The 24,534-nt window shown below is 64.9% G+C and carries 25 protein-coding genes and 2 pseudogenes; 4 read left to right on the top strand and 23 right to left on the bottom strand.

The genetic code is table 11. The features are described from left to right. Positions 1–35: 35 nt before the first annotated feature. The 21 genes from ON34_RS32485 to ON34_RS32385 form a co-directional block, all read right to left on the bottom strand. Positions 36–353 carry a hypothetical protein gene (locus ON34_RS32485; protein WP_157172564.1) on the bottom strand — a complete coding sequence of 106 codons (318 nt, stop codon included), beginning with the start codon at positions 351–353 and terminating at the stop codon, positions 36–38. Continuing rightward, on the bottom strand, positions 350–583 hold the full coding sequence (locus tag ON34_RS36660; RefSeq protein WP_083889966.1) for a transposase: 234 nt from the start codon (positions 581–583) through the stop codon (positions 350–352). Before ON34_RS36660 ends, ON34_RS32485 begins: the two co-directional genes overlap by 4 nt. 181 nt (positions 584–764) lie before the next feature. After that, positions 765–1,400: a 1-acyl-sn-glycerol-3-phosphate acyltransferase gene (locus ON34_RS32475; RefSeq protein WP_245548305.1), complete on the bottom strand. Its 636-nt coding sequence runs from the start codon at positions 1,398–1,400 to the stop codon at positions 765–767. A gap of 435 nt (positions 1,401–1,835) precedes the next feature. After that, a complete protein-coding gene (locus ON34_RS32470) occupies positions 1,836–2,993 on the bottom strand; it encodes an MFS transporter (RefSeq protein ID WP_281032477.1) in 1,158 nt (385 codons plus the stop codon). Positions 2,994–3,341: 348 nt separating this feature from the next. Continuing rightward, complete coding sequence (locus ON34_RS32465) at positions 3,342–3,545, bottom strand: hypothetical protein (protein ID WP_157172563.1); 204 nt, start codon at positions 3,543–3,545, stop codon at positions 3,342–3,344. A gap of 199 nt (positions 3,546–3,744) precedes the next feature. Beyond that, entirely contained in the window at positions 3,745–5,331 is a 1,587-nt protein-coding gene (locus ON34_RS32460) for an FAD-dependent oxidoreductase (protein WP_051023456.1), read from the bottom strand. Then, positions 5,328–6,224, bottom strand: coding sequence for an alpha/beta fold hydrolase (locus ON34_RS32455; protein ID WP_040787084.1), 897 nt, complete (start codon positions 6,222–6,224; stop codon positions 5,328–5,330). Before ON34_RS32455 ends, ON34_RS32460 begins: the two co-directional genes overlap by 4 nt. Then, the gene (locus ON34_RS32450; RefSeq protein WP_245548304.1) at positions 6,221–7,198 is read right to left on the bottom strand and encodes an alpha/beta fold hydrolase; all 978 of its coding nucleotides are present in this window, start codon (positions 7,196–7,198) and stop codon (positions 6,221–6,223) included. Before ON34_RS32450 ends, ON34_RS32455 begins: the two co-directional genes overlap by 4 nt. 30 nt (positions 7,199–7,228) lie before the next feature. Continuing rightward, the gene (locus tag ON34_RS32445; protein ID WP_051023454.1) at positions 7,229–7,846 is read right to left on the bottom strand and encodes a hypothetical protein; all 618 of its coding nucleotides are present in this window, start codon (positions 7,844–7,846) and stop codon (positions 7,229–7,231) included. A gap of 39 nt (positions 7,847–7,885) precedes the next feature. After that, complete coding sequence (locus ON34_RS32440; RefSeq protein ID WP_040787083.1) at positions 7,886–8,854, bottom strand: MlaD family protein; 969 nt, start codon at positions 8,852–8,854, stop codon at positions 7,886–7,888. After that, positions 8,851–9,906, bottom strand: coding sequence for an MlaD family protein (locus tag ON34_RS32435; RefSeq protein WP_040787081.1), 1,056 nt, complete (start codon positions 9,904–9,906; stop codon positions 8,851–8,853). Before ON34_RS32435 ends, ON34_RS32440 begins: the two co-directional genes overlap by 4 nt. Beyond that, positions 9,903–10,976: an MlaD family protein gene (locus ON34_RS32430; protein ID WP_245548303.1), complete on the bottom strand. Its 1,074-nt coding sequence runs from the start codon at positions 10,974–10,976 to the stop codon at positions 9,903–9,905. Before ON34_RS32430 ends, ON34_RS32435 begins: the two co-directional genes overlap by 4 nt. Positions 10,977–11,005: 29 nt before the next feature. Beyond that, complete coding sequence (locus ON34_RS32425) at positions 11,006–12,046, bottom strand: MlaD family protein (RefSeq protein WP_040787079.1); 1,041 nt, start codon at positions 12,044–12,046, stop codon at positions 11,006–11,008. Beyond that, positions 12,034–13,041: an MlaD family protein gene (locus tag ON34_RS32420; RefSeq protein WP_040787077.1), complete on the bottom strand. Its 1,008-nt coding sequence runs from the start codon at positions 13,039–13,041 to the stop codon at positions 12,034–12,036. Before ON34_RS32420 ends, ON34_RS32425 begins: the two co-directional genes overlap by 13 nt. Next, positions 13,038–14,129 carry an MlaD family protein gene (locus tag ON34_RS32415; protein WP_174372098.1) on the bottom strand — a complete coding sequence of 364 codons (1,092 nt, stop codon included), beginning with the start codon at positions 14,127–14,129 and terminating at the stop codon, positions 13,038–13,040. The genes ON34_RS32420 and ON34_RS32415 overlap by 4 nt, the downstream gene beginning before the upstream one ends. Positions 14,130–14,133: 4 nt before the next feature. Continuing rightward, complete coding sequence (locus ON34_RS32410; RefSeq protein ID WP_039804980.1) at positions 14,134–14,997, bottom strand: ABC transporter permease; 864 nt, start codon at positions 14,995–14,997, stop codon at positions 14,134–14,136. Continuing rightward, positions 14,998–15,855, bottom strand: coding sequence for an MlaE family ABC transporter permease (locus tag ON34_RS32405; protein ID WP_051023453.1), 858 nt, complete (start codon positions 15,853–15,855; stop codon positions 14,998–15,000). 494 nt (positions 15,856–16,349) lie between these two features. After that, complete coding sequence (locus ON34_RS32400; RefSeq protein WP_157171159.1) at positions 16,350–16,541, bottom strand: hypothetical protein; 192 nt, start codon at positions 16,539–16,541, stop codon at positions 16,350–16,352. Positions 16,542–16,638: 97 nt separating this feature from the next. Then, positions 16,639–17,544 (bottom strand): LysR family transcriptional regulator, encoded by a 906-nt coding sequence (locus ON34_RS32395; protein WP_040787069.1) that lies wholly within the window; start codon positions 17,542–17,544, stop codon positions 16,639–16,641. A 49-nt stretch (positions 17,545–17,593) separates the two neighbouring features. Further along, a complete protein-coding gene (locus tag ON34_RS32390; RefSeq protein WP_040787066.1) occupies positions 17,594–18,529 on the bottom strand; it encodes a dihydrodipicolinate synthase family protein in 936 nt (311 codons plus the stop codon). A 27-nt stretch (positions 18,530–18,556) separates the two neighbouring features. Then, complete coding sequence (locus tag ON34_RS32385; RefSeq protein ID WP_245548302.1) at positions 18,557–19,510, bottom strand: SDR family oxidoreductase; 954 nt, start codon at positions 19,508–19,510, stop codon at positions 18,557–18,559. A 10-nt stretch (positions 19,511–19,520) separates the two neighbouring features. On the opposite strand from ON34_RS32385, the gene ON34_RS32380 reads away from it, so the two are divergent. The 3 genes from ON34_RS32380 (at position 19,521) to ON34_RS32370 (ending at position 22,842) form a co-directional block, all read left to right on the top strand. After that, a complete protein-coding gene (locus tag ON34_RS32380) occupies positions 19,521–20,666 on the top strand; it encodes a zinc-dependent alcohol dehydrogenase (RefSeq protein ID WP_157172562.1) in 1,146 nt (381 codons plus the stop codon). After that, positions 20,653–21,813 (top strand): DUF3500 domain-containing protein, encoded by a 1,161-nt coding sequence (locus tag ON34_RS32375; protein WP_051023452.1) that lies wholly within the window; start codon positions 20,653–20,655, stop codon positions 21,811–21,813. The genes ON34_RS32380 and ON34_RS32375 overlap by 14 nt, the downstream gene beginning before the upstream one ends. A 333-nt stretch (positions 21,814–22,146) precedes the next feature. Further along, positions 22,147–22,842 carry a TetR/AcrR family transcriptional regulator gene (locus ON34_RS32370; RefSeq protein ID WP_040787054.1) on the top strand — a complete coding sequence of 232 codons (696 nt, stop codon included), beginning with the start codon at positions 22,147–22,149 and terminating at the stop codon, positions 22,840–22,842. Between the two features lie 149 nt (positions 22,843–22,991). On the opposite strand, the gene ON34_RS37960 is transcribed toward ON34_RS32370, so the two are convergent. Together ON34_RS37960 and ON34_RS38735 are read right to left on the bottom strand one after the other, a co-directional pair. Then, entirely contained in the window at positions 22,992–23,231 is a 240-nt protein-coding gene (locus ON34_RS37960; protein WP_040787051.1) for a hypothetical protein, read from the bottom strand. Positions 23,232–23,391: 160 nt separating this feature from the next. Continuing rightward, positions 23,392–23,490: pseudogene (locus ON34_RS38735) on the bottom strand (TetR family transcriptional regulator); the annotation flags it as partial. A 180-nt stretch (positions 23,491–23,670) separates the two neighbouring features. Between ON34_RS38735 and ON34_RS35410 the strand changes: the two are divergent. Then, positions 23,671–24,165, top strand: a pseudogene (locus ON34_RS35410) (acyl-CoA dehydrogenase family protein); the annotation flags it as partial. Between the last annotated feature and the right edge of the window lie 369 nt (positions 24,166–24,534).

Here is a 24,534-nt window from a genome sequence, read left to right as displayed (position 1 = left end):
CAAGGGCTCGGGATTCGACCCATCTCACAGAAATCTCACGTTTTCGGGCTCTCCCCGCGTGCCCAGGCTTCGAGCACGGCCCGGTTGTCGGGCACCGTTTCGGGCACGTCGATGTAGTGGGTCTTGGCGACCTCGCGAGTGTTGCCGAGCTGGCGGGTGGCGCGTTCGGGGTCATCGAAGGCGTGATCGACCGCGGTCGCCACGCCCTTGCGGAAGGTGCGCGGAGTGACCCATGCGAAGTCCTCGCCGCGGGCGGCGCGCCAGGTGCGGCCGAAGTTGTTCGGGTTGCGTAGCGACCCGTTGCGTGCCGGGAACAACAAGCCCATCGGGTTAGCGCCTGTCCTGTAATTCACCGCAGCCACAGGATGATCGCGGCGATGGTTAGTTCGGCGTGGTAGTAGGCGGCGCGTTTGGCGTAGCGGGTGGCCAGGCCACGGAACTGTTTGAGTCGGTTGAAGCAGCGTTCGACCACGTTGCGGTGCTTGTAGACCGACATCGCGCTGGTAAAGATCACCCCCGAACTCGCCGGGTCGGTGAACCCGAGCCTGCCGTACTGGGGTGGCCCGGTCGGCGTCAACACCACCGGGACCGGCTCCGGAGTACCGCCCTCACGGGCCAGGGATGAACCGCCTCGGGCCGGCAACGGCTAGTTGGTGGGCGCTCGAGGTGGCAGCCAGAATCTGCTGGTCATCGGCAAAAGTTTGCGCTTCGTCTACCGACGAACTGGGTCGTGCCTCGACGCCGACAGCGTACGTGAGATTGCCTCAGTAGCTTCGTAGTGCGCCGTCGAGGGCTTGTTGCATGCGCGCGGAGGCCATTCGACTGATTTCTGTTGGACGGTTGGGAAGGTTGGTGCACGGAGAGTCGAGGTAGAAGCTGGCCGACTCCACGTCGGCGGTGTCGAGACCGTAGCTGAGGCCGATACACACCAATGTCGGTGCGATACCGGCATCTCGTGCACGTGCGAGGATGTGCCCGATACCGGTGCCGATCGGCTGCACTCGGGTCGGGTCGGTTTCATTGCAGGTTCCCTCCGGGAAGATCGCCAGGTCATCGCCGCTGGCCAAACGATATACGCAGGTATCTATCAGCTGCATTCCGGCGGCGTGCGCGGCGCGTATCCCGTGGTCCTTGCCACGGAAGACGGGGATGCCGCCCATCGCGTCGATTCGGGTGCGGTGCTGTGGATCGTTGAACAGCTCGTCCTTCGCCAGCACTCGAATGCGGCCGATCCTCGGGCGGAACACGCTGCGCCAGGCGAGTCCAGCCAAGAGGTAGGGGTCCTGGGTGCTGAGGTGATTGATGGAGATGATCAAGCGCGCGTCCGCGCGGATCAGCTGCGCCAACTCGGCGCGGGCGCCGTCTGCATACGCCACCCTGGGCCGGAAGCGATGGCTCATGACGGCGCAGGACAGCTTTGCTCGCAGCAGGTCTGGACGATGCTCGCGGTAGAAATCGTAAACCGCGTCCCGATTGCCGAAAGTGACAGCGGGGGCACCCGATACGCGAGTTTTGGTTGATCGGCCGAGCATGGCGAGCCTTCAAATCCTAATCGTCAGAAGGGATAGGGATTTCCGAGAGATGGTACGAACGGCTGGCGACGGGGAAGTTCCCTGACACGCAGCAACAAGCGACGGTCAGGATTCATGACCGCCTCCGATCCGACACAAGTGCGACGGGCAAAGTGCATCCATTATAATGGTAACAGTGTTGCCATTATTGAGCTCGATGTCAACAGGCGATGCCGGTTCCGAGCGCGGAGGGCGTGAAAGCCAGTGCCGTCGACGAGAACGACTCGTGGACGGGCTCGGAGGGCGCGCCGCAGAGTGATTCACTCAAGCCCGAATAGCGGGCTCGCGTCTCACATTCTCGCGGGGCCGGGCGGCGCAGAGCGCACCGACCAGCGCCGCCGTGGCCACGGCGGCGACCACTACACCGAAAACGATTCCGATGAGGGACAGGCTCCAGCGCTGGGCGGCGAAGCCGACACCCAGGATCGGCACGGAAATCGCGAAATAGGCCACGACGAAATAGGCGGAGGCGATCTCGCCGCGCTGCGATTGCGGAGCCGCTTCCACCACCGCGCCGAGCCCTTTGCCGAAGCTCGCGCCATGCCCGAGGCCGGTCATCAGCGCGGCCGCAGTGAGGACGACCACCGACCGAGTGCTCAACGCTGTGGCGAGCAGCGCGGCGCTGAGTATCAGGGCCGCACAACCGAGGATCATGGCCTTGGAGGCAGGTAGCGTCCTGGTGAACGCTTGGGTACCCGCCGACGCGGCAAACGCCGCGGAAACCAGCAAGCCGACCATAGCCTTGTCATGAACGTGCAGGGATTCATTCAGGAACGTCGGCACGACCGACGCGAACAGACCGATTACGCAGAACCCGGCGCACGCGGCCAGCGCCGCACGAGTGAACACCCCCCGCGCCTGAGGCGGAATGGACAGCCGCTGCACGGTGAGCAGAACTCCGGGCTGCGCCGCAACGGTCTCCTTTACATGCCCGATCGCGAGCGCAGCTACCCCGATCATCGCCAGGTGCACAGCGAAGACGCTGTGCAGTGGCCAAGGGACATACTGCGCCAGCACCCCCGACAGTGTTGGCCCTATGCCCAATCCCCCGATATTTGCGACGCCGGCGACCGTAGTGGCTCGGTTCTTCCATTTCGCAGGTGCGGCTTCGACGATCATTGCGGTTGCGGTACCGGTGAAGATGCCGGCCGACAGTCCCGAGAGCGCCCGTCCGACCAGCAACTGCCACACCGGCCCGGCGGTGAGGAAGACTAGCGAACTGGCTGCGGAACAGGCGAGTCCGGCAATGAGTAGTGGTCGGCGTCCGAGCGTGTCCGACCATCGGCCGAACAGAATTAGCGCCGCCACGACTCCGGCGGCATAGGCGGCGAAAATCGTGGTGGACATGCCGATGGAGAAGCCGAGTTGGGCGGCATACAGCGTGTACAGCGGCGTCGGCAGGGTCGTGCCGAGCATGACCACGGCGAAGGCGTAGGCGATTTGAGCCATCGACCTGATGCGGGGTCCGCGCGCGATCGGGCAGTGCGGATACGAGGGAAGGGTGTCGTGCATTGCTAATCGAGTGACCATAATGGCAACATCGTTGCCGTTATCGATCGCTTCTGTCCAATCGAATCGGCAACGGTGTGGCTGATATTACTTGGCAATATCCGCACTACTGCGGGCGAGAAGGTCGAAGCGGCATGTGGCGCGCTTCGGTCACGAAACCACCTGGATGGACCGCCAATCACGGCCCACGCATTCACCTACGCTGCTAGAACGGCTGCGCGGTGAAGTGCTTCACCGCGCAGCCTCGATCTATCGGGCGTTTCAGAAGGTTCGCGCGGGGTTCATCCCACTCGCCGGCGCATACAGGAATTGGCACGGCATCGTGGGGTAGCTCTGGTCTACGCGATCATCGACGGCGGCGGCCCGCGCCCAGCCCTTATCGATCACCTCCCGCGCGAACGTTACGGCCGCCTCGCGAGAGGCGACGAAATGCAACGGGGAACCCAGACCGAAATCGACCATCAAGTGCCACAACATCGCATTCCCAATCTCATGAACGCGCCCTCAGCGACGCCGATGGCGGCAGCCGGACCTTCCTCGGGCATTCGAAACCCGAACCTCGTCAAGTCGGCGAGGTATCCGCACCACACGGGATGTCGCCGCAGCGTGATCGCGCACCCCTCGTCCATAGCTGAGCCCACCAGGACGGGTGAGCCGCCGCGGTTCACTCCTCCCTCCCGATGATGTGTGTCACGGGGGATCCGACTGCCGGGGTCATCGCGATGACGGACTTCAATGTGCGCGCGGTCCAGTCGGTGGTGGCGATCGAGCCGATGTAACCGTCGGGGCGGATCAGCAGCAGGGTGGAGTCGGTCAGGCCATAGATCCGGGCAAAGGACTCGGTGATGTCGGCGAGGACCACATCCGCCTCCGCCTGATCACCACTGTCGACGGTGACCCGTTTCAGCCCCGCGCCCCTCGCGGGCCACGGCAGTGCGGCCAGGTCCTCGGCCGCCGCGGGACCGTAGGCGATTGCGGTGAAATGCGGTCCGGCGAAGAGATCGAACAGCCGTTGCGATCCCCCTGTCGTGCTGAGCAGCCTCGCATCCGGTGCGCGATCGCCCACCCGCAGCGTCGCGGTTCGTTGGGCATCATCCGCCGCCAGGGGGCCGCCGCGGTAATGGAGGCCCAGCTGGCGTTCGTCATCACCGCGTTTGATGGACGACGGGTCAAGCTTGGACAAACCCTGATACTTCTCGATCGACAAGCCCAAGACCCCGGCCGCGATCGGCTGACGCTCGGCTTCGTAGGTGTCGAGCAGGCTGTCCGGTGCGCCGGCGAGCACTTGACCGAGTTTCCAGCCCAGGTTGTAGGCGTCCTGCACACCGGTGTTCAGTCCTTGCGCACCCGTGGGGGGATGGACATGAGCGGCGTCACCGGCGACGAACACCCGACCCGAACGGTAGCGTTCAGCCAGGCGAATGTTGGGGCGGAACACCGACTTCCAGCTGATATGCGACAAACGGATGTGTTTGTCGCCGGTCTGCTTGCGGATGCGAGCGTTCAGGCTGTCCTCGTCGAGATCGGGCTCCTCATCGGGGCGCAGACGGATCATCACCTGAAACCGATCGGAATGCGGCAGCGGACACGCACCGACGAACCGGCCACCCGGACGCGGCCACACATGCCAGCGGTCCCGGGAAAGGCCGTCCACCACGGCGTCGACGATGATCACCCGATCGGCTTCGTCCGTTGTTCCCTCGAAGCCGATGCCCGCGGTTTTCCGGACCGTGCTGGCGCCACCGTCGGCACCGACCAGGTAGTGAGCGCCGATCTCGGTCACACCGTCGGGACCGGAAACCGTCGCCACGACCGTATCCGGATGCTGTTCGAATCCGACCAGTTCGCAGTTGGATTCGACGGACACGCCCAGCCGCCACAGTCCGGCGCGCAGTGCGGCGTCGGTGCGGAATTGGGGGATCAACCATGTATTCGGGTGCGGCACATCCGAACTCACGTCGGTATGCGAGATCATGCGCCAAGGAATGTTCAGCCGACCCGCATGGATGCCCAGCAGCGGGTAGTCGGCTCCGCCGGCGCGAATGCCATCGAGGACGCCGAGGTCTTCGAACACTTCCAGGGTGCGCGGCTGGACTCCCTTCGCTCGCGAACCCTCGAAGGCGTGCGCGGCCTTGTCGATGATCCGCACCGCCCGTCCGCGACGGGTCAGATCGATCGCCAAGGCGGTGCCGGTCGGCCCGGCGCCGACGACGAGGACATCGACGATATCGGTGTTCGGCTGGGTCGTCATCGGTGCGTCCCTTCCTTGGCGGCGTCGACGAAAGCGGCGAATCGGGAACTCATTTGGACGGGCTCCTCATAGGGGACCATGTGCCCGCAGGGCGAGAAGATGTGCGACTCGGTGGGCATCAGCAACGCGCACACCTCGTCGAAGCTCCTGATAGGAGTGACCTGATCTCGATCGCCCCACAGCAGCATCTTCGGCACCGGCAGGTGGCCGGTTCGCCGGTAGAGATCCTGGCGGCCGCCCAGCGGAAAGTCGGCGATCGTGGCGGCCAACGCGTAGATCGAGCCTTCGAACTGGTAGCACTCCCGCACCATTGCGGTGAGTGCCGCGGACTGCTGCGGATCGCGCACGTTGTGCGAGAGGTGCCGGTCGAGCATTCTGCTACCCAGACTCTTGGCCAGGACGGTTCCCAAGAACTCGTGGCGCAACAGCCGTGCGGCGGCAGGTGCGGGCTGCAACCCAGCGGGGCCCGCCAACGTCAAGGTAGCCAACCGGTCGACGTGCCGCTCGGCGAAAGCCATGCTCACCAGCGCACCCATCGAAGTTCCGACGAGGTGGTACGGCTCGGACAACTCCAGGCGCTCGGTCAGGTCGGTGAGTTGCCGCACGAACAGCGCCTCGTCGTAGCGTGCCTGCACCCGATCGGAATAGCCCCGTCCGTAGGCGCTGTAGGTAAGCGTGCGGAATCCCCGCCGGTGGAGTTCGGCGGCGAGTTCATCCCAGTAGAACAGGGGGACAGTGAGACCGCCCGCGAAGACGACGGTTTCTGCCCCGGCGGGCCCGCTCAGCTCGTAGTGACTGATTCCATCGCCGCATTGGAGGAACTCACCGCGTAGCTCATGCCGGGTAAGCCCGTCCAAGCGACGGGTCTCGCCGCGGGCCACGAAGTACTTCATCGCTTTTCCTTCGTCTGTGCGGTCACCTCGGTGGTCAGGAAGTCCAGGACCGCGCCTGCCACCCACGCCGGATCTTCATCGGGGAGCAGGTGGCCGCCGCCGGGGTGGACTCGTTCGTGGCTGCCGGGGATATCGCGGGTGAAGTGCTGGCCGTCGATAGACGCGCTACGCAACACGAGAGTGGGCGCAGTGATGGACGGAATCTCGGCGGTGCGGTCGATCTGGTCGGTATTGGCGAAGTCGATGAATGCCTGTTGGTTGCCGGGCCTGGTCAGCATCGCGTAGACCCGGTCGATCATCTCGTCGTCCACCACCGACGATCGTGACCCGACCGCCGAGCGCAAATTGCGTGCGGTGGCCGACCGAGAAGCCAAGCGGGGCAACAACACTCGACCGATCGGATTGCGTGCCAGCCGCAGCGCCAACGGCAGCGACTTGCCCGGATAGCCGGTGGCATTGATCAGCACGAGCCGATCCACACGCTGCGGGTAATCCAGTGCGAAATTCCAAGCGATGTTGCCGCCGAGCGAATTGCCTACCACCGAAGCATTGACCACTCCGAGGGAATTCAAGAAGGCGGCGACGGTCTTGGCATATGTCTGCACCCGGTAGTCGCGGTCGGTGCGCGGACCCGTGAGACCGAACCCGGGCAGGTCGGGGCGAATCACGTCGAAAGACGACGACAAGGTCGCGGCCACCTGGTCGAAACAGTGCAGCGACGAGCCGCTGCCGTGTAGGAGCAGTACCGATCGCCCCGACCCCGCCCGCTTGTAGTGAACGTTGTGGCCCTCGACGCTCACGAAGCGCGAATCAGGATCGATGTAGTCATCGACAGCTACTCGTCTACTCATAATGGTTACAGTGTTGCCGATATACGCCTTCCGGTCAAGTGATAATGGCAACATTGTGACCGTTATATGGTGATCGCATGTCCAGCCCGCCCATCCCGAAGCGACCATCGTCGGCGGCAGCATGATGAACCAGAACGAGGTCGCCAGGAGTGGTCATTTCAACGGCAGAGCGCCGTCCATACCTCCGACATCCGTGATCTTCCATCCCGCACCCGAGTCGACCGTGACGTTGTAGGTCACCGTCGTCTGGCCTCCGTCAGGAGTTTGGGCGCTGGTGGAGTTGACGTTCAAGAAGACGTTCACCTTGTACACGCCGCCGTTCTCGGAGGCGACGACGGCATTGATCGGTGTGGCGGTCGAGGACCATTTCAACGGCACCAGGATCTCCTGCAGTTTCGGAGCGGTGGCGTCGAATTTGTTCGCCAGCGGCGCGCTGGTGTTCGCCTTGAGCTTGGTGATCCACGCGTTGTAGTCCTGGAAGTTGATGGTGGAGGCGCCGACCGCGTAATCCGTGGCGACTTGCTCGGCACGGCGGTGGGCCGCGGCTGCGGCGTCGCGGTCGCTGAGCTGGCTACGAGTCGAAAGCCACAGCGCGGCGAAGACGCCCATCGCCGTTACGACGGCGATGAACGCGGCTGCGAGTGCGATTCCGGACGGCCGTATCGACACCGTCCACGATGCCCGCCCAGCCGCTACGGATCGGTCGCCTGCCGGTGCAGGCCGGTCGGTTGTCGTTTCCTCGCCGATTCGGTCGTTGGTCTCGATGGTCATGTGCACTCCTGCGGTGTTGTTTCGATCTGTGCGAGTCCGCTATTTGACGTTGATCTGCAAGCGCACGACGCCGTCCCCGGTTTCGGCGAGCGCTTGCGAAATCAGCGCGCTGAGGTCGACGCGGCTCAGCTGCCCAGTGGCCTGCGCGGCTGCTGGGGTGAGCACGGGCACCAACCGGGCGAGGTCCGGGCCCATCTCATCCAGATAGCGGGTGAGTTGACCGGCGAACGGTATGACGCCGTTGCCCTCTACGTACATGTCCGGCACGGTGCCGATCCGGACGTACTTCTCGATGGCTCGCGCGAGGTCGTTCATGGAAGCGCCGATCTGTGTCCAGCCCGGCGCGGCTGCGCTCATCGCCGGACCGGTCCAGTCCATGTCCGCGCCCAATGCCTGAAGGTCGACCAGCATGGCTCGGATCGCATCGGTTCGGGCCAGCAGGGTCGCGGCCAGCAGGGAGGTCGACCGGGCGAGTTGCGGGACGACGACGTCGGTGCCGGCCAGCCCCTGGCCGAAGGTCTCGATGATGGCTTCCAGTGCCTGCGGGTCCAGTTGTTCCATCAGATGAGTCACTTGGCGCGCGACCTCCGGTATCGACGTCGGCGTACGGATCGCCGCGGTGTCGATGTGCTGTCCGTCGCGCAGGTACGGTCCGTCGCCGCCTTGGACGGGAGTGAATCGGACCTGCGGTTCGCCCAGCGCGGAGAGGTTTTCGATGATCACCGTGCTGGCGACCGGGATGCGGTGGTCGTCCCGCACGCGCATGCCGACCTGGACACCACCGTTCTCGTTGCGCACGGAAACGATCTCGCCGACCCGGACGCCGGACAGAAGGACCGGCGAGCGCGGGCCGAGGCTGCCCGAGTTGGTCAGTGTCATGGTCAGTGTGGAGTATCTGGTGAACCAGTCGACACCGACCACATCGAAGGTGAGGTAGGTGAGGCCGAGGAGTAACACGGCCGCGAGGCTGCCCAGCGAGACCGCCGGGCCCAGAACTCGTGATGTCATCGCACGGCTCCGATCATGCGCAGGGTGTCGATGATCCGGCTGGTCTGCTCGTCGGCGGGGATGCCGGTCCCGGCGTCTATGCGGGTGATGTTCACCTTCGCCCCGTGCTCGGCGAACGGAATGATCTGATCTCGGATGAGCGACACGATTCGGTTGAGATTCGACGGCGCGTTCAGGTCCAACGGCCGGTTGGTGAACAGCAGCGGCATCAAGGCTTTTGCGGCGGCATCGCCCGCTGTCACCAGGGAGGTCATCCAGGAGAAGGAGTGGACGAGATCGCCCATGACGCCCGCTACCCCCAGGACGAGGATCAAGGACTTCAGTGCCGAGGTGACGTGGGTCGTACCTTCCTCGCTCAGCAGTCCACGCAACGCTCGATCGCGGTCCAGCACCATCGCCGTGTCGGCCTCCATTCCGTCGAGGAAGCGGTCCACCTCATCGAGATGCCGGGCGATGTCTTCGAAGTCGGCACCGATGACCTGCGTGATGCGAGCTGTATCGGGAGGTTGTTGCGGCAGCACCGCGTTCATGCGGTTCACCAGGTCCTGGAATTGGTGGACCGCACCGCCCTGGACAAATGTCGCGAGGCCGGCCATCACGTCTTCCACCTGCACAGCTGGTTTCGTCTGCGCGATCGGGATGCTGCCGCCGTCGGCCAGAGTGTTGTCGAATCCGTTCGACGGTGTGGTCAGCTCGATGAAGACGTCCCCCAAGAGGGTGTTCTGCCGTAATTGCGCGGTCGTGCGCGCGGGCAGCTCTACCGCTCGATCGATGTCGAGATCCGCGATCACATGGCCTGGAACCGTTGCCGTGGGGTCGACCACGGTCACTGCCGCCAGATCACCCACCTGTACGCCGTTGGCCATCACCTTCGCCCGTGCGGGCAGGTTGAGGGCAGTAGCGAATTCGACATGCACGCGGTATGCCTCGCCGCGGCCGGTGCCGGGGATCGTGATGGCCGACGGATCGAAGGCACAACCGCCGAGCGTGGTACCAGCGACAACGAGCGCGAACAGTCTCGTCGTGCCCTTCTTTCCGCCCCGACCCCTCATCGTGCACCTGCCATAGCCAGCACCAGCGGAACCAGATCGATCGTCGCCAAACCGTTTTCAGCTCCGCGGCAGCGGCCAGGGAGTGTCGCGTTGATCGCCGAGCACACCTGTGCGGCATCGGCTCGACCCAGAGCGACTTTGGGTGGAGCGTAGGAGAGTGCGGCCTGGCCGGTGCTCGGATCGACGGACCGCTGGAAGGCGGTGGTCAGCGCAGGGATCATGTTCACGAGTTGTTCAAGGGTGCCGACATTGGCGCCCGCCCAGCGAACCAACGGGACGGTCGCGCGCACGAGGTTCAGCAGCGGCTTTCCGAATGTGGTGGTGATGTCGTTGAACCAGGGCAGGATCACTCGCAGTCCATCGACGATTTCGATGAAGGGCGCGATCACCTCGCTATTGGCCTGATCCAGCATTCCGCCGAGTCGCGTCAGCATGTGTTCCAGGTCGCCCCAGTTGTTCTTCAGTACCGCGCCGAGTTTGCTGATCGCGTCGATCAGTTCACCGATGCGTCCGATGGCCGCATCCGGCGATTTCAACGCATCGCCTAGTTTGAAGATCAGCTCGTTGAGCGCGGGGCCGGTGCCCGCCACGGCGGTGTCCAGAGCCGACAGTCCTGCGCTCACCGTGTCCCGTTTGCCCGTGTCGTCCGGGGCGCTCAGCTCGGTGGCAAGCTTCGACAAGGCGTTCAACGTCTCGGTCATACTCTTGGGAGTGAGAGACCGGGTGATGCACCGGCCGGCGTCCCACTTGGCCGCCGGTCTCGGCGCGGACAGAATGGCGAGGTTGCGATCGGCGACGAGTGTGTCGGACAGCGTCACCGCTGATACGTCGCCGCGCAGGGGGTGATCGGCTTCGACAGTGAAATCGACACGAACGCCATCACCGGACGGCTCGATCCGTGTCACTGAGCCGACCGGGATCCCGAGCATCGTGACGTGGCTGCCCTGGTAGAGCCCCACCGCGTCCGGCATCATCGCGCAGTACGAGCGCATCGACTTACCGGCTCCGGTCAGCACGAGGTAGGCGGCGGCGCAGACCCCGACCAGGACCAGGACGGTCGTGACCGACATGAATCCACGGGACGCGAGAAGTCGTCGCATCAGCACGACCTCCCGGGCACGGGGATGCACAGTGCGGGCGCGGAGACGGTCGTCTGCGATTGATCGAGGGCGTACCCGTCTGGTCCGGCGATCTGCTGTAGCTGCTGTCCGATGCTCTGGACGGAGTTGACGACCTGATCGAGGCGGCCGGTGAGCCGCTCGAGCTCCGGGATGGCCTCCGCGAGTTCGTCCAGCATCGGCTTCAGCGTGTGGTCGTAGGCGGGTTCGGCTGCCGCGATGCGCGACAGCAACCGCGCCAGCAGGGCCAACGACACCCGTAGCTCGGCACGCTTGTCGACGAGGATGTCGGTGGTCAAGTTGAGCTTGCTGTTGAGCCGACCGTACAACGCGGTGTTTCCGCTGATCCTGCTCAGGTATTCCTGGGAAACCGCCAGTGCGCGAGAGACATCCATATTCTGTTGGTCGAGGATGTCGACGATGGAATCCACCGCTCGTCCCAGCTGCCGCAGGCCATCCGGGCTCTCGGCCAGTGCTGCCTGCAGTTGGCCGAGATTGTTCCGGAGAACCTCGCCATCGACCTCCCGCACCGGGGTTATCGCGTCTTGGAACGCCTGACCGAGCGTGTACGGCAGCCGCACGCGGTCTTTGGCGATCACCTTCTTGCCCAGCGGCTTCGACCCCGCGGGCGTCAGTGCGACGAAGTGGCCGCCAGCTATGGTCAACATGCGAATGTCCAGGGTCGACTGATCACCGACGAACACATCGGCGTCCACCGTGAAGACCATGTGCACTCGATCGTCGTGCAATTCCAGCGATTCGACGGTGCCCACGTTGATCCCCGCCACGCGTACGTCCTCACCGGGACGGATGGCTCCAGACTCGCTCAGGTCGGCTCGGTATTCCACCTTCCCCAGTGGCAGCGCGTACAAGATGCCACAGGCCGCCAGGACCGACACCACCGTGGCCGCGCCGATCAAGCCGAGCCGCAGCTCCCGTCGGCGCGCCGTTCGGTCGTCGGGAACGGGTCTATCGCCATGGAATCGAAGTCGTCCGCGCGGCGATTTGTTCAGCGGTTGCATAGGGCGATCCTTTGGCCGCCGATGAATACCCGCAGTTGCGGTGGCACCGCGGCGTCTCCTTTCGAGCAACTGGTGTTCATTTCGGGCCCGGTTTTCGGCAGTAGCGCTTCCAGCGACTGCAGGAGGCCGGGAAGTTTGCCCAGCACCTCCACCGCCGACTGCGGGTCGGGAAACGCCGCGCGCAGGGCATCGTCGAGATCCGGGTTGGCATCGGGGGTAAACCCGAGGGTCGCGAGCAAATCGTCGATGGGGCCGAGCACCGGTGGCGCGGCGAGTGCGTAGTCGACCAGACCGTTCAGCTTGTCCTCCAGCACCGAGAACAGGTCGGTCAGGCCCTGAATCAGGTCTTCCAGGTAGGGCGACTTGCCGCCGATACGGTCGTCGATGACGTGCAGGTTACGGACCAGCGTGGAGATCAAGGTCTGCCTGTCGACGGCGTAGCGGCTGAGCTGCTCCACCGCGTCCAGCGCGGGCCCCAACCCGGTGCCGTTGCCCTCGATCACGGCGAGGACGCTCTCGGCGAACTGATTGAGCGCGCTGGGCGAGAACTCCCGCAGCACCGGTTGCAGTCCGTTGAACAACGTAGTGATGTCGAAAGAGGGGATCGTGCGCTCGGGCGGAACGGTCACGCCGGCCGCCAGTTTCGGGCCCGGCGTGGCCGGCTGACGCACGTCGACATACCGCTGGCCGGTCAGCGTTTGATACCGGATCGCGAATGTGCTCGTCTCGTACACCGCGTGGTCGCGTTGAACGGTCACTCGTACCGAGGCCCGCCCCTGATCCAAGGTGATCGCCTCGACCTTGCCCACCTGCACGCCGTACATGCGGACGTCGTCACCGGGTTTCAAGCCGTTGGCATCGGTGAAGATCACCCGGAACGTGTCGGTACTCCCGGCTACCGGCCGCTGGATTGCCGCCACGACGAGGGCCAAGAGGGCCGCCATCACCACCGCGAAGGTCACTAGACGCAGGATTACGTAGACGGTCGATTTCATCGGATACCTCCCGGAATCGCTGCCGGCTCGGTCGGTGCAGGTGGCGCGAGCGCCGTTCCGGCCCCAGGGAAGCCGAGCAGCGGGGAGGCTAGGACGGGAAATCCGCGCAGGGTGAGCTCGAGCTGCAGAACAGGCCCCTCAGGAGTGTCGACGAACGAATTGTCGATTCGTTCCAGAATGGCTCGCAGCTCCGCACTCGACTTGTGCGGGGTGGGCACCATCTGGGCGGTGATGCTCAGCAATGGCGCCAGCATGTCGCTGTAGCCGGTGTAGTGCCGCTGCCCGACGTTGCCCAAGTTCGTGAGCGCGGGGAACAGGTCGTCGGTGAGCAGGGTGACACCGGCATCGAAGAGCGGCTGGTCGGTGCGCAGAACTTCGATGTTGTTGATGTGGTCGAGCAGGTCGACAGTGGCGCCCGCGAATTCGGCCGTCCCGTACAGCGTCGAAGCATACTGGCCGATCAGAAAGGACGGATCGTATCGCTGGGTATCGGCCACCGCTCGCCCCAGCATCACGATGGCCTCCAGAATCGGCGTGAATGCCTTGGCATCGGTGGCGAGTTCGGTCAGCACGCCGGTCAGTTCCGGCGTCAGTACCTGGTTGGTGGTCTGCCCCAGTGACCGGATCAGTGTGCCCATCGTGACATCGGAGACTCGCGACGCCGCCGCACCGGTGAGGTCGACGGTAGCTCCCTCCCGCAACGGGGCGCCACCCTCGCCCCGACGCAATTCGATCTCGCTGATGCCGAAGAGGTTCGACGGCGCGTAGTCGACACCGAGAGTGTCGGTGAGTCCGGTGAGCTGAGAGCCGTCCAGGCGCAAGGTGATCTGCTGCTGCCCGGCTCCGACACTGCTTATACCGGTGACCTCGCCAACACCGACCCCGTCCAGCCGCACCCGAGCTCCGGCGACCACGCCGTCGCCGATATGCTCGGTGCGCAGCGTGACCGCCATTCGATCGTCTACGCGCACCGCGTGATACTCACCCCACACCGCGGCGACGACCGCGGCGACGGCGAGGGCGATCGCACCTGTCCGGCGCGCGGACTTCGCGGTGGTAGCTGCTCCTGGCAACCCATACGTTGGCATTCCATTACCCCGTGAACGTGACCGGCGAGCTGAATCCCCAGATGACCAGGCTCAGCAGCATGTCCAAAGTGATGATCGCGACGAAACTGGCACGCACCGCCCGGCCGGAGGCGATTCCCACACCTTCCGGCCCGCCGACGGCGAAAAATCCTTGATAGCAGTGGATCAGGATCACCGCGACGCCGAACACCAGCACTTTCAGCACCGCGGCGGCGATATCCGGACCGCTGACGAATTGGTCGAAATAGTGCTGGTACACCCCCGATGCCTGACCGTGGACGCCGACAACGATCGCGGCACAGGCCAGATAACTGAGGATCAGCGTCACCAGGAAGGTGGGTACGATCGCCACGACACCGGCGATAACCCGGGTGGTTACCACGAACGGAATCGACCGCAACCCCAGGCATTCCATCGCATCGATCTCTTCGGAGATGCGCATCGATCCGATCTCGGCGGTCATCCGGCACCCGGCCTGCGCCGCGAATCCGACGGCGGCGATGATCGGCGCCAGCTCCCGGGTATTCGCGAACGAAGAGACCACACCGGTCAGTGGGCCGAGCCCGATCATATTCAAGGTGCCGTAGGACTCGATGCCGACACTGGCGCCGAGCACCATACCCAGCAGGACGAGCATCGGCACGGTACCGCCGCCGACGATCAGCGAACCCCTCCCCCAGGTTGTGTCACCGATGGCGCGCAGGGTTTGCATCCGATAATGCTTCAGCGTCATGGGGATGGCCGAGAGCACCTGCCAGCTGAACGACAGGGCGAATCCGAGGGAGTCCACCGGCAGCAGCACGTTCTGGTCGCGGACCAATCGATAGGCCCAGCGCAGTCCCTTCGGGGCATACCTGGTCGCGGTCATTCAGGCCAACCTCGTCGGAGCGAACATCTGAACCAATTGGGTGGCAGTGAGATTGACGATCATGATGCACACCACCGAGAGCACGACCGAGGCATTCACTCCGTCTGCCACTCCGCGCGGGCCGCCCTTGGCCTCGAGCCCGCGCTGACAGCTGATGATCGCGACGATCAATCCGAACACCATGGCCTTCAGCAGCGAAATGCCCACATCGGTGACCGTCGTGAAGGAACCGAAAGTAGCCCAGTAACTTCCCGAGGTCACACCCTGTGCGCCGATCGCGACCATGTATCCCGCGACCACGCCGGCAAAGATGATCAGCACATTCAGCAGCGGTGCGACCAGCACCATGGCGACGGTGCGGGGAATGACCAGCCGATGGATCGGACTGACGCCCATCACCCGCAGCGCGTCCACTTCTTCACGGATCGTGCGTGCGCCGAGGTCCGCGGCGATCGCCGCCGCACCGGCGCCGCCGAGCAGTAGCCCGGTGGCGATGGGAGCGCCCTGCTTGATGACCCCGAGCCCGCTCGCCGCCCCCAGCAGGGAGTCGCCGCCCAGTTCCCGGATCATATTGCCGATCTGCAACGAGACGATCACCCCGAAGGGCACCGCCATGAGTATCGCGGGGAGAGCTGTGACCGTGATCAGGTACCACGCCTGTTGCAGCATCTCGCGCCACTGGAAGCGGCGACGAACCAGATCCGACAGCGCCCCGCCGACGGTCTCCAACGCGATATCCACGGTCCGTCCGCCGGTGCGCACGCCCGATACGACGGTATCGGAGAAATTCGCTCGCACGATCCGCAGTGCGGAGGTGTCGCGCCGCTGCGGCGGTAACACGTCGGGTGTCAGAGTCAAAACGATCGAACTTTCGCTTGGGACCGATATACGCCGATCAGCTTTTCGGCGTCCGCGCATGATCGGTCCACGATCACTACGCATTTCGACTACACGCTCATAATGATCATGTAGTCGCTCAGTTGGCCCCTCCGCTCGGAGCGGAAGGGATGAACATCAATTCAGTGGACGCTTTCGACGCGTGGACAGCACGCTTCGCGCCCCCGCGTTCGCCGCATCAACTACCTGCGGCTCCCGCGTGAGCTCTTCCGTTGCCACTCGGTCCCGAAGATCGGATCGGGGTCGATCCGGTTATCGACAGCTGCTCGTCCAGGCATAATGGCTACAGTGTGGCCGATATCACGCCAGTCGTCAATATGTTTCAACAACATAGTTGCCGTTATTTTTCGGAGCCGCCCGGTCACGGCGGAGCGAGGGCAATGTGAAGCACGCTCCCCGCAATATGGCGGAACCCACCCGCTCGACGACGAATAGGCGAAAATCCTTGCTGCACTTCAGAAGAACCGGAGCGAGCGTCGAGGCATCGGCCGAAGCGCCGCGTCCACATCGACTGTGCTGTCCAGCGCGGCGGCCGAACGCAGCGCCGCCACGGTCAGCTGCATCAGGCACTCGACCACAGCGTCGACGTCGAACGGTTCACCGTTCTGCAGCCAATAGACGGCGGCCTCGTCGATGGCGCCGGCCACCGCTCGGATCATCATGCGAAGGGCCCGGTTCTGCGGATCGAGCCCCAGCAGCGAAATCCAGGCCTCGATGGCCTCGGTTGATCGTGGCGAGGGACGCCTAGCAGCGCAAAGCCCCTGCCGGAAGCTCCGCGGCAGAGGTGAGGGGCAACTCGAGAGACGTGAGCAGGTCTTGGTACCGCTGCGCGAGTTGCGTCGGCGTGCTGCGGCTGTAGGCGACGATCTCACGGTAAACCCCCGGCCCGATCCTTCTGGCGTGCCGTATCCAGCCGCCTGGTACGGCGTTGTTGGGCACCAGCGCGACTCCCATGCCCTCCATGGCGAACAGCAGTGCGGCGGCCACCTGTCCGGTACGCGCGACCGCGCGTGGAGTGAATCCGAGGGCGGTCGCCGTCCGGCCCACGATCTCGCTCATGCCTTGCTCGGGCTCGTAGAGGATCCAGTCGGCTGCGGCCAGTTCGTCGAGTTCCACCGTGGAACCCGTGTCCCGGCTCGCCGGGCCGACCAGCACCATCTCCTCGTAACCGAGCGACACGACGGGCCCCTCCCACAGTTCGGGCCGCGGACCGACCGCGATGTCGCCTTGTCCGCCGCGAACCGCCTCCTCGAGCGCACGACGGTGCGAGAAGTCGTGCACCCGCAGGACAGCCGTCGGGAACAGGGAGTGCCACCGGACGGCGCTCGGAGGCAGAATGCCGGAGGCGATCGACCGGACGGTCAGTACATGCACGTCGCCGCTTCGCCCCTCGACCACTTGGTGCACTGCGTCCGCGGCTTCCCCGACAGCCCGCAATACCCGCTCGGCGTGGGGCAGGAAGACCCGTCCCGCGGGCGTGAGGGCCAGGCCATGGCGGCCGCGTTCAAGCAGTTGCGCGCCGAGTTCTTTCTCCAGAGCACGCATCTGCTGCGACAGCGACGGCTGCGAGACATACAGCCGCGCCGCGGCGGCACTGAACGACCCGCTTTCCCAGACGGCGAGAAAGTACTCCAGCTGGCGCAGTCGCATCAGATGAAGTTACCGCCGGCCCCGCCGGCGCAGGCACGCAGCGAGCGAGTCACGCGACCCGATTCGCTCGGCTGTCTCGGCGAGCGAGCCGGGCGAGCAGATGGTCGACTTCCGACCGTGCTCGGCTCGAGAGCACGCTGCGGGGCGTGCGCTGGTTGTCGGAGGCGAACAGGCCGCGCCGCTGCATGACGTACTTGCGCACGGCCAGGCCCACACCCGGCTGCTGTTCGTATCGCAGCAACGGCAGATGCGCGTCGAAGATGTCGTGGCTTTCCTCGGAACGACCCGCTGCGGTATGACCGACCACATCGACCAGCATCTCGGGGAAGCAGTATCCGGTCATGGCGCCGTCGGCGCCCCGCGCGGTCTCGAAGTCGAGGAAGAGTCCCCCGTTGCCGCACAGGATCGACAGTCGTGGCATGTCGCCCTCGGCTTCGAGGTGCCGTAAGGCGCTGATCTTCTCCAGTCCCGGCCAGTCTTCGTGCTTGAGCATGACGCAGCTGGGCACGGCGCGGGCGATACGCGCGATGACCCCGGCGCTCATGACCACCGAGAACGACAAGGGGTAGTCCTGCACGACGAGGGGAACCGAGTCGCCGAGCACGGCCCCGACGCCCTCGTAGTAGCCGACGATCTGGTCGTCGGTGCGCAAGGTGTTCGGCGGTGCGACCATGACGCCTGCCGCTCCCGCCGACATGACCTCACCGGTGAGTGCGCGCATCGCGGCGTAGCCGGGAGCGGAGACTCCCACGACGACCGGAAGCCGGGTACTGCGCAGCACGTGCCGCACGATTCGGGTCGCCTCGTCATGAGTCAGTTTGGGCGCCTCGCCCATCTGGCCGAGCAAGGTGATCCCGGTGACGCCGACCGATTCGTAGAAATCGACCAAACGGTGCAGAGAGTCGAAGTCCACCGCTCCTTGCTCGTCGAAGGGGGTGGGCGCGATGGCGAAGACGCCGCTCGCCTCTCGGGTGAGCACGGCCATGGTTGAGATCCTTTGTCGCTGTGAGTATCAGAGGCTGGGAATGAGACCACCGTCGACGCGCACCACCGTGCCGGTGATGTACGACGCCGGAACGCTCGCCAGGAACGCCACCGTCGCCGCGTATTCGTCCGGGTCGCCGTAACGGCCGATGGGGATGGTGGCGACGCTGTCGGCCATGACCTGTTCGACGGCTCGGCCCTCGGCTTCGGCTTTGATCCGGTCGAGACGCTCGACGCGACGGGTGCCGATCCGGCCTGGCACGACAATGTTGCACGTGACGCCGTCCGCAGCGACTTCTCGCGCCAGCGTTTTGGACCAGCCGAGCAATGCCGCGCGAAGACTGTTCGACAGGCCCAGGTTGGGAATCGGAGCGACGATCCCCGAGCTGGTGCTGGTGATGACACGGCCCCATCCGCGCGCCCGCATACCCGGGACGAGTTCGTCGCTGATGGCGATCACGGAAAGCACCATGGAACGGAAATGATCGAGCCATACCGCAGAAGGCCGGCCCAGGATCGGCGAGGGCTGCGGCCCGCCGGTGTTGTTGACCAGAATGTCGACCGGGCCGAGGGTTCGCTCGATCAGAGCGACATTGCCTTCGATGGCGTCGAGGTCGGCGATGTCCCATTCCACCGGTATGGCCCGGCCGCCGGCCGAGACGATCGTGTCGCTGCGGGATTCGGCGGCTTCGCGATGGATATCGGCGACGGCCACCTCGGCGCCCTCGGCCGCCAATTTTTCCGCGATGGCGCCACCGAGGCCGCCGCCCGCGCCCAGAACCAGTGCGGTTCGACCGGCAATCTCGAGATCCAAAGTCCACTCCTCGACCGAACGCCGATAATTCCGGCAATTTCCATATGTTTCGCACCGTAACACCACGCCGACGAGCGCGCCCAATACGAATATTCGCCGCGCCCTATAGGGAGAACTTATACGTGCAGTACAGCGAACGATTGGCGAGATTTCTCCGCCATCGGCCACCCGCCGACCGTTGGACAGAAAAGAAATCGCTCACATAGCCTCCTGCGGACATAAAAAGCCCATGAAAGGCAATGTGATGTCCTTTCCGGAAACAATGCTCGCGGCAGTGATAGGCGAGCCGGGAATTATCAAGACCAAAACCATGCCGGTGCCCCGTCCGGGCCCGGACGACGTTCTCGTACGAGTTCACCGGGCGTCACTGTGCGGCACCGACCTCAAGGTCCGCAGCCGTCGCTTCTTCCACGGAGCCGGCCCGGCGCCGGACACCTTCATCCCCGGCCACGAGTACGCAGGCGTCGTGGTCGCGGTCGGCGGCGCCGTCGACGAATTCGCCGTCGGCGATCGCGTTGTCACCGAGGCGCATCGGGGCTGCATGCGATGCGTCAACTGCCTGTCCGGCTCCTACACGGACTGTTTGAACTACGGCAACCAGGCCAAAGGCCATCGGACACAGGGGATGACGGTCAACGGCGGTTTTGCCGAGTATGTCGTCAACCACGTCTCCACTCTGTACCGGCTTCCCGATCACATCGACTTCGACTCGGCCGTCGTGCTGACCACCGCCGGCACCGTGATGCACGCGTTCGACGTGCTCGACTCCCTGCTGGTCGGCGCCCGCGTCGCAGTGATCGGTCCCGGCCCTATCGGATTGATGGCCGTCCAGGTCGCCCGCGAACTCGGAGCCGACCCGGTAATGCTCGTGGGCACGCGCAGCAACCGACTGGAGATCGGGAAGCAATTCGGGGCCGACCATCTACTCAACTCCCGCGAGGAGGACGCCGTCGCCGCGGTTCGAGAGATCACCGGCGGACTCGGCCCCGACATCGTCGTGGAGTGCTCCGGAGCTCCCAGCGCCGTCGACGACGCAATCCACATGGTCAAGCGCGGCGGCAGGATCGTTTTGGCGGGCTTCTTCGAACAGCCGGTGACCGCCGACCTCAATCACGCTGTCATGAACGGAATCTCGATCGACACCGTCCGCGGCGAAGGCGCGAACTCGGTGGCTAGGGCCCTGTCGCTGGCATCGCGCGGACGGCTGCACACCGGGCCCCTGGTGACCCACCATTTCCCACTCGAAAACATCGCCGAAGCTTTCGATACCTACGCCGAACGGCGAGACAACGCGATCAAGGTCATGCTCGATGTCACCGGATGAGTCCACGCTTGCTCCGGTCCGTGAGCTGGTTGCCACCGACATGGCTGCCTGCGCGGCAGCATGGCTGGAATCGCTCGCCCCGGATCAACTGACTCGAGCGCAGTTCGACTCGCCTCTGGCTCCGGACGCGGAGGCCGAGCGGCTTCGCTGGTTCTACACTCCGACCGACCACGGTGGACTTGCCCTGCGCGACCAGACCGCACGTCAGCAGGGCTTGGCGATGCGGCTGGTCGCATCGGGACTGTCCGAGGCCGGATACGCGACCGTCGCAACCGTAATGGGCCTGGAGAACGTCCTCGATCAGGTCGAAGGATGGCAAGTCCACTGGGGACGGCAACGGGGCCGAGACCCCGGCCTGTACTGGCTGAGATTGTTCGGCCGACCGGGCGACTCGGTCTGGGCATGGCGCTTCGGCGGCCACCACATCTCGCTGAACAACCTCGTCATCGGCGGGCGCGTCGTCTCGACGACACCGTGCTTCATCGGAGCCGATCCAGCCAGCGCCGCCTTGCTCGGCGGCACGCTACGGCCGCTGGGCGGGCCGGAGGAGGCGGCGCGGCACCTGGCCCGGTCCCTGGACTCCGACCGATACCACACGGCATTACTGCACACCAGCGCCATATCCGACATCGTCTCCGGCAACCGGCCGACCATTGCCCACGGCGACGCGATGATGCACATGCAGGATCTCTGGCGCGGCACGTTCACCGACCCGGCGCTGCGAAAGCTGGTCGACGACATCGACATGCGCGCCGAAAGCGGTAGCGGATACACCGCAGCCGACCATGCGGCCATGGCGATCTCCTTTCCTCCCAAAGGTCTGGCCGCACGCGACCTCGACCCAGAGCACCGGCACGTATTACGGCAGCTGATCAGCCTGTACACCGGTCGCGCGCCCAGCGCACTCGCCGAAATCCACACCACACACTATGAGGCCGACGACGTACTCGATGAGGTCTACTTCGGCTGGGCAGGCAGCCTCGAGGCCGGAGAACCGCACTACTACCGGATCCAAGGCCCCGACCTGCTCATCGAATACGACAACACCCAGCGCCAGGCCAACCATGCCCACTCGGTCTGGCGCAATCCGCGTTCGGATTTCGGGCTCGACAGTCTGGCCGAACACCGCCGGCGCTCCGCGCATTGAGAAGTGCTGCGGGGAATGCGGGCAGCAACGGCGGCCCATTTTGTCCACGATCACCCAATCGGAATCGGCAGGGAGCCCATCCTCGGGCACTAAGCGACGCTATCCACGCCATGCGATTCGGTGGCGGTGAAGGCCGTTAAGCTGGACCGCCCCGGTGGTGCGAGTCGCCGGGGCGGTATCAAGCGGACTGAGCGTTCTGATACGACCGCATCCACCCGCTTACCGGAGGGCAGTGTTGCCGGGTGCTTGCGGAATGGGTTAACCAAAAGGGCGACGTCGTAACCGTTATATGCTGATCGGATGTCCAGCCCGCCGATACGGGAGAATGCGAGCGTGCCCACCACCGATTCCGACGCCGAGACCACCGGCCGCCGCTCCCCCGGCCGCCCCCGGGTTCCTTTCGATCGGATCGTGACAGCCGCGCTGCGCCTGGTCGACGAGGAAGGCGCCGACGCACTGTCGATGCGCACTTTGGCCCAACGCCTCGAAACCGGTACCGCGGTGCTCTACCGGGCCGTGGCCAACCGCGCCGAACTCATCGGCCACGTCATCGACTGCGTTCTGGGCGAGGTCGACATCGATGACGACGCCACCGACGGCGACTGGCAACGCGCCTGCATCACCGCGGCCGAAGCCATCTTCGCCGCCCTGCACCGCCACCGCGGCGTCGCTCCCCTGCTCATCGAACAAGTACCCACCGGACCCAACGCCCTGCGCCTGCGCGAACAAGTGCTGGCCATGCTGCTGGCCAACGGATTCCCCCCACCATCCGCCGCCATGATCTACGCCACCCTGGCCCGCTACGTCGTCGGCTTCGCCGCACAACTCCAAGGCCACGACACCGAGAGCAATATCGACCCCACCGCCCTCGTCGCCCTCTATCGCCAACTCGACCCAGCGCAGTTCCCCGCCACCATCGCCGTCGCCGACTGCCTACCCGCACAGACCCTCGAAAGCGAGTTCCACTTCGGACTTCGACACCTCGTCGCAGGCCTCGCATCACTCAACACGGCGGAGACGGGTCGATAGGCTTCGCCTGATTTGTTCGGCGTAGAGATTCGGCGCACTCGACAACAGTCCGCGCCGACGCTATGCCGTGCCCTGCGGAGAAGTCGAGACTTCGGTATTGCACACGGACGCGACCAGGCGTACGCGTGATGCTCGCTCGCCGCGCCGCCTCAACGGTGCCCCAGCACGGTGAGCGCCTGCTGGGCGAGGATGTCCATCCAGGGCGCTGTCAAGGCGGCCGGATCGCGCTGCGACGTTCGCAGTATCGCCAGGGCAACTCCACCGACCAGGTCGAGTGCGGCGTTCAGGTCGTGGATGTGGAAACGCTCCGCAGCGATGCCGGCACGAATGCCAGCGGCCAGCCGCGATCTGACGTCCGGGTCTTCGAGGAGCCGGTCCCCCCATGGCAAGGATGATCGCGGCGATATCAGGGTGGCCGATGCCGACCTCGCCGATCGCACGTAAGTGCGCTACAACGATCCCGGCGGAGTCGTCGACGCTTGCAGCAGCGCTGTCGAGTATCCACACCAACTCCCCGATCACCTCGGCGAGGACAGTGTCGAAAAGATCATCTTTACTGCTGAAGTGGCTGTAGAAGGATCCGGTCGCGACACCGGCCTCCCGCGCCAGGCCGGGGATGCCGATCCGTCCGGCTATACCGCTACCCAAGGCCCGCCGCCCGGAACGAACCAGTGCCGCACGGTGCGAAGAGCGCTACGCTCCCGCGCGCTCAGCCGATCGGCGATCTGCGGCAGTTGCGGCGCACTCCCGTCATGCGGCTGGCCCACGGGGGCCCGTCGCCGCCTCCTTCTGCTAGGGCCGGTGATGTCCGAAGTCCTGTACCGGGTCGGCAACGACGAGCAGAAGCGGTGGGCGAGGATCGCGATCGATCGCCGCTGGGGTGCGACGATGGTGCTCACCGAACCCGACGCGGGCTCCGATGTCGGCGCTGGGCGAACCAAGGCGATCGAGCAGGAAGACGGCTCATGGCACATCGAGGGGGTTAAGCGCTTCATCACCGGAGCCGAGTCGGATCATCTGGCCGAGAACATCTTCCACCTCGTTCTTGCGCGTCCGGAGGGCGCAGGCCCCGGCACCAAAGGGCTGAGCTTGTTCTTCGTACCGAAGTTCCATTTCGATACGGAGATCGGTGAACTCGCCGACCGCAACGGCGTGTTCGTGACCAATGTCGAGCACAAGATGGGGTTGAAGGTCTCCGCGACGTGCGAGCTCACCTTCGGCGGCCATGGTATTCCCGCGAAAGGGTGGCTGGTCGGGGACGTGCATGACGGCATCGCCCAGATGTTCAAGGTGATCGAGAATGCCCGAATGTCGGTTCGAACACCTCCGACAGATCCCGCCACGGTGAACTCCTGCGCAACCGAAAAAGCATCCCTCCACCACCAGTGCTCATCGAATACGACAACACCCGACGCCGCGCCCACCATGCCCATTCGGTCTGGCGCGACCCGATCGCCGACTTCGGTCTCGGCGCCCCCGGCCCAGCATCGGGATCGGTCCGCGCATCGAGTCGAAGTGGTATATGAGGTCCGGTACGGCAACACACCACGCCGTGAGAACACCGTATCGCTGCTCGATGACACGGAACCCGGTGATCGGATGGGCCGTGCCCTCACAACATTTCCTTCTCCGGATCAACCCGGCCCGGCAATGGTGATGCGGCCCGGAAGGTCTCCGGTATCGGTGCCGGCA

Origin of the sequence: Nocardia pneumoniae NBRC 100136, from assembly GCF_000308755.1 — a bacterium.
Lineage (GTDB): Bacteria > Actinomycetota > Actinomycetes > Mycobacteriales > Mycobacteriaceae > Nocardia > Nocardia pneumoniae.
This window is presented reverse-complemented; position numbering and strand designations above follow the sequence as displayed.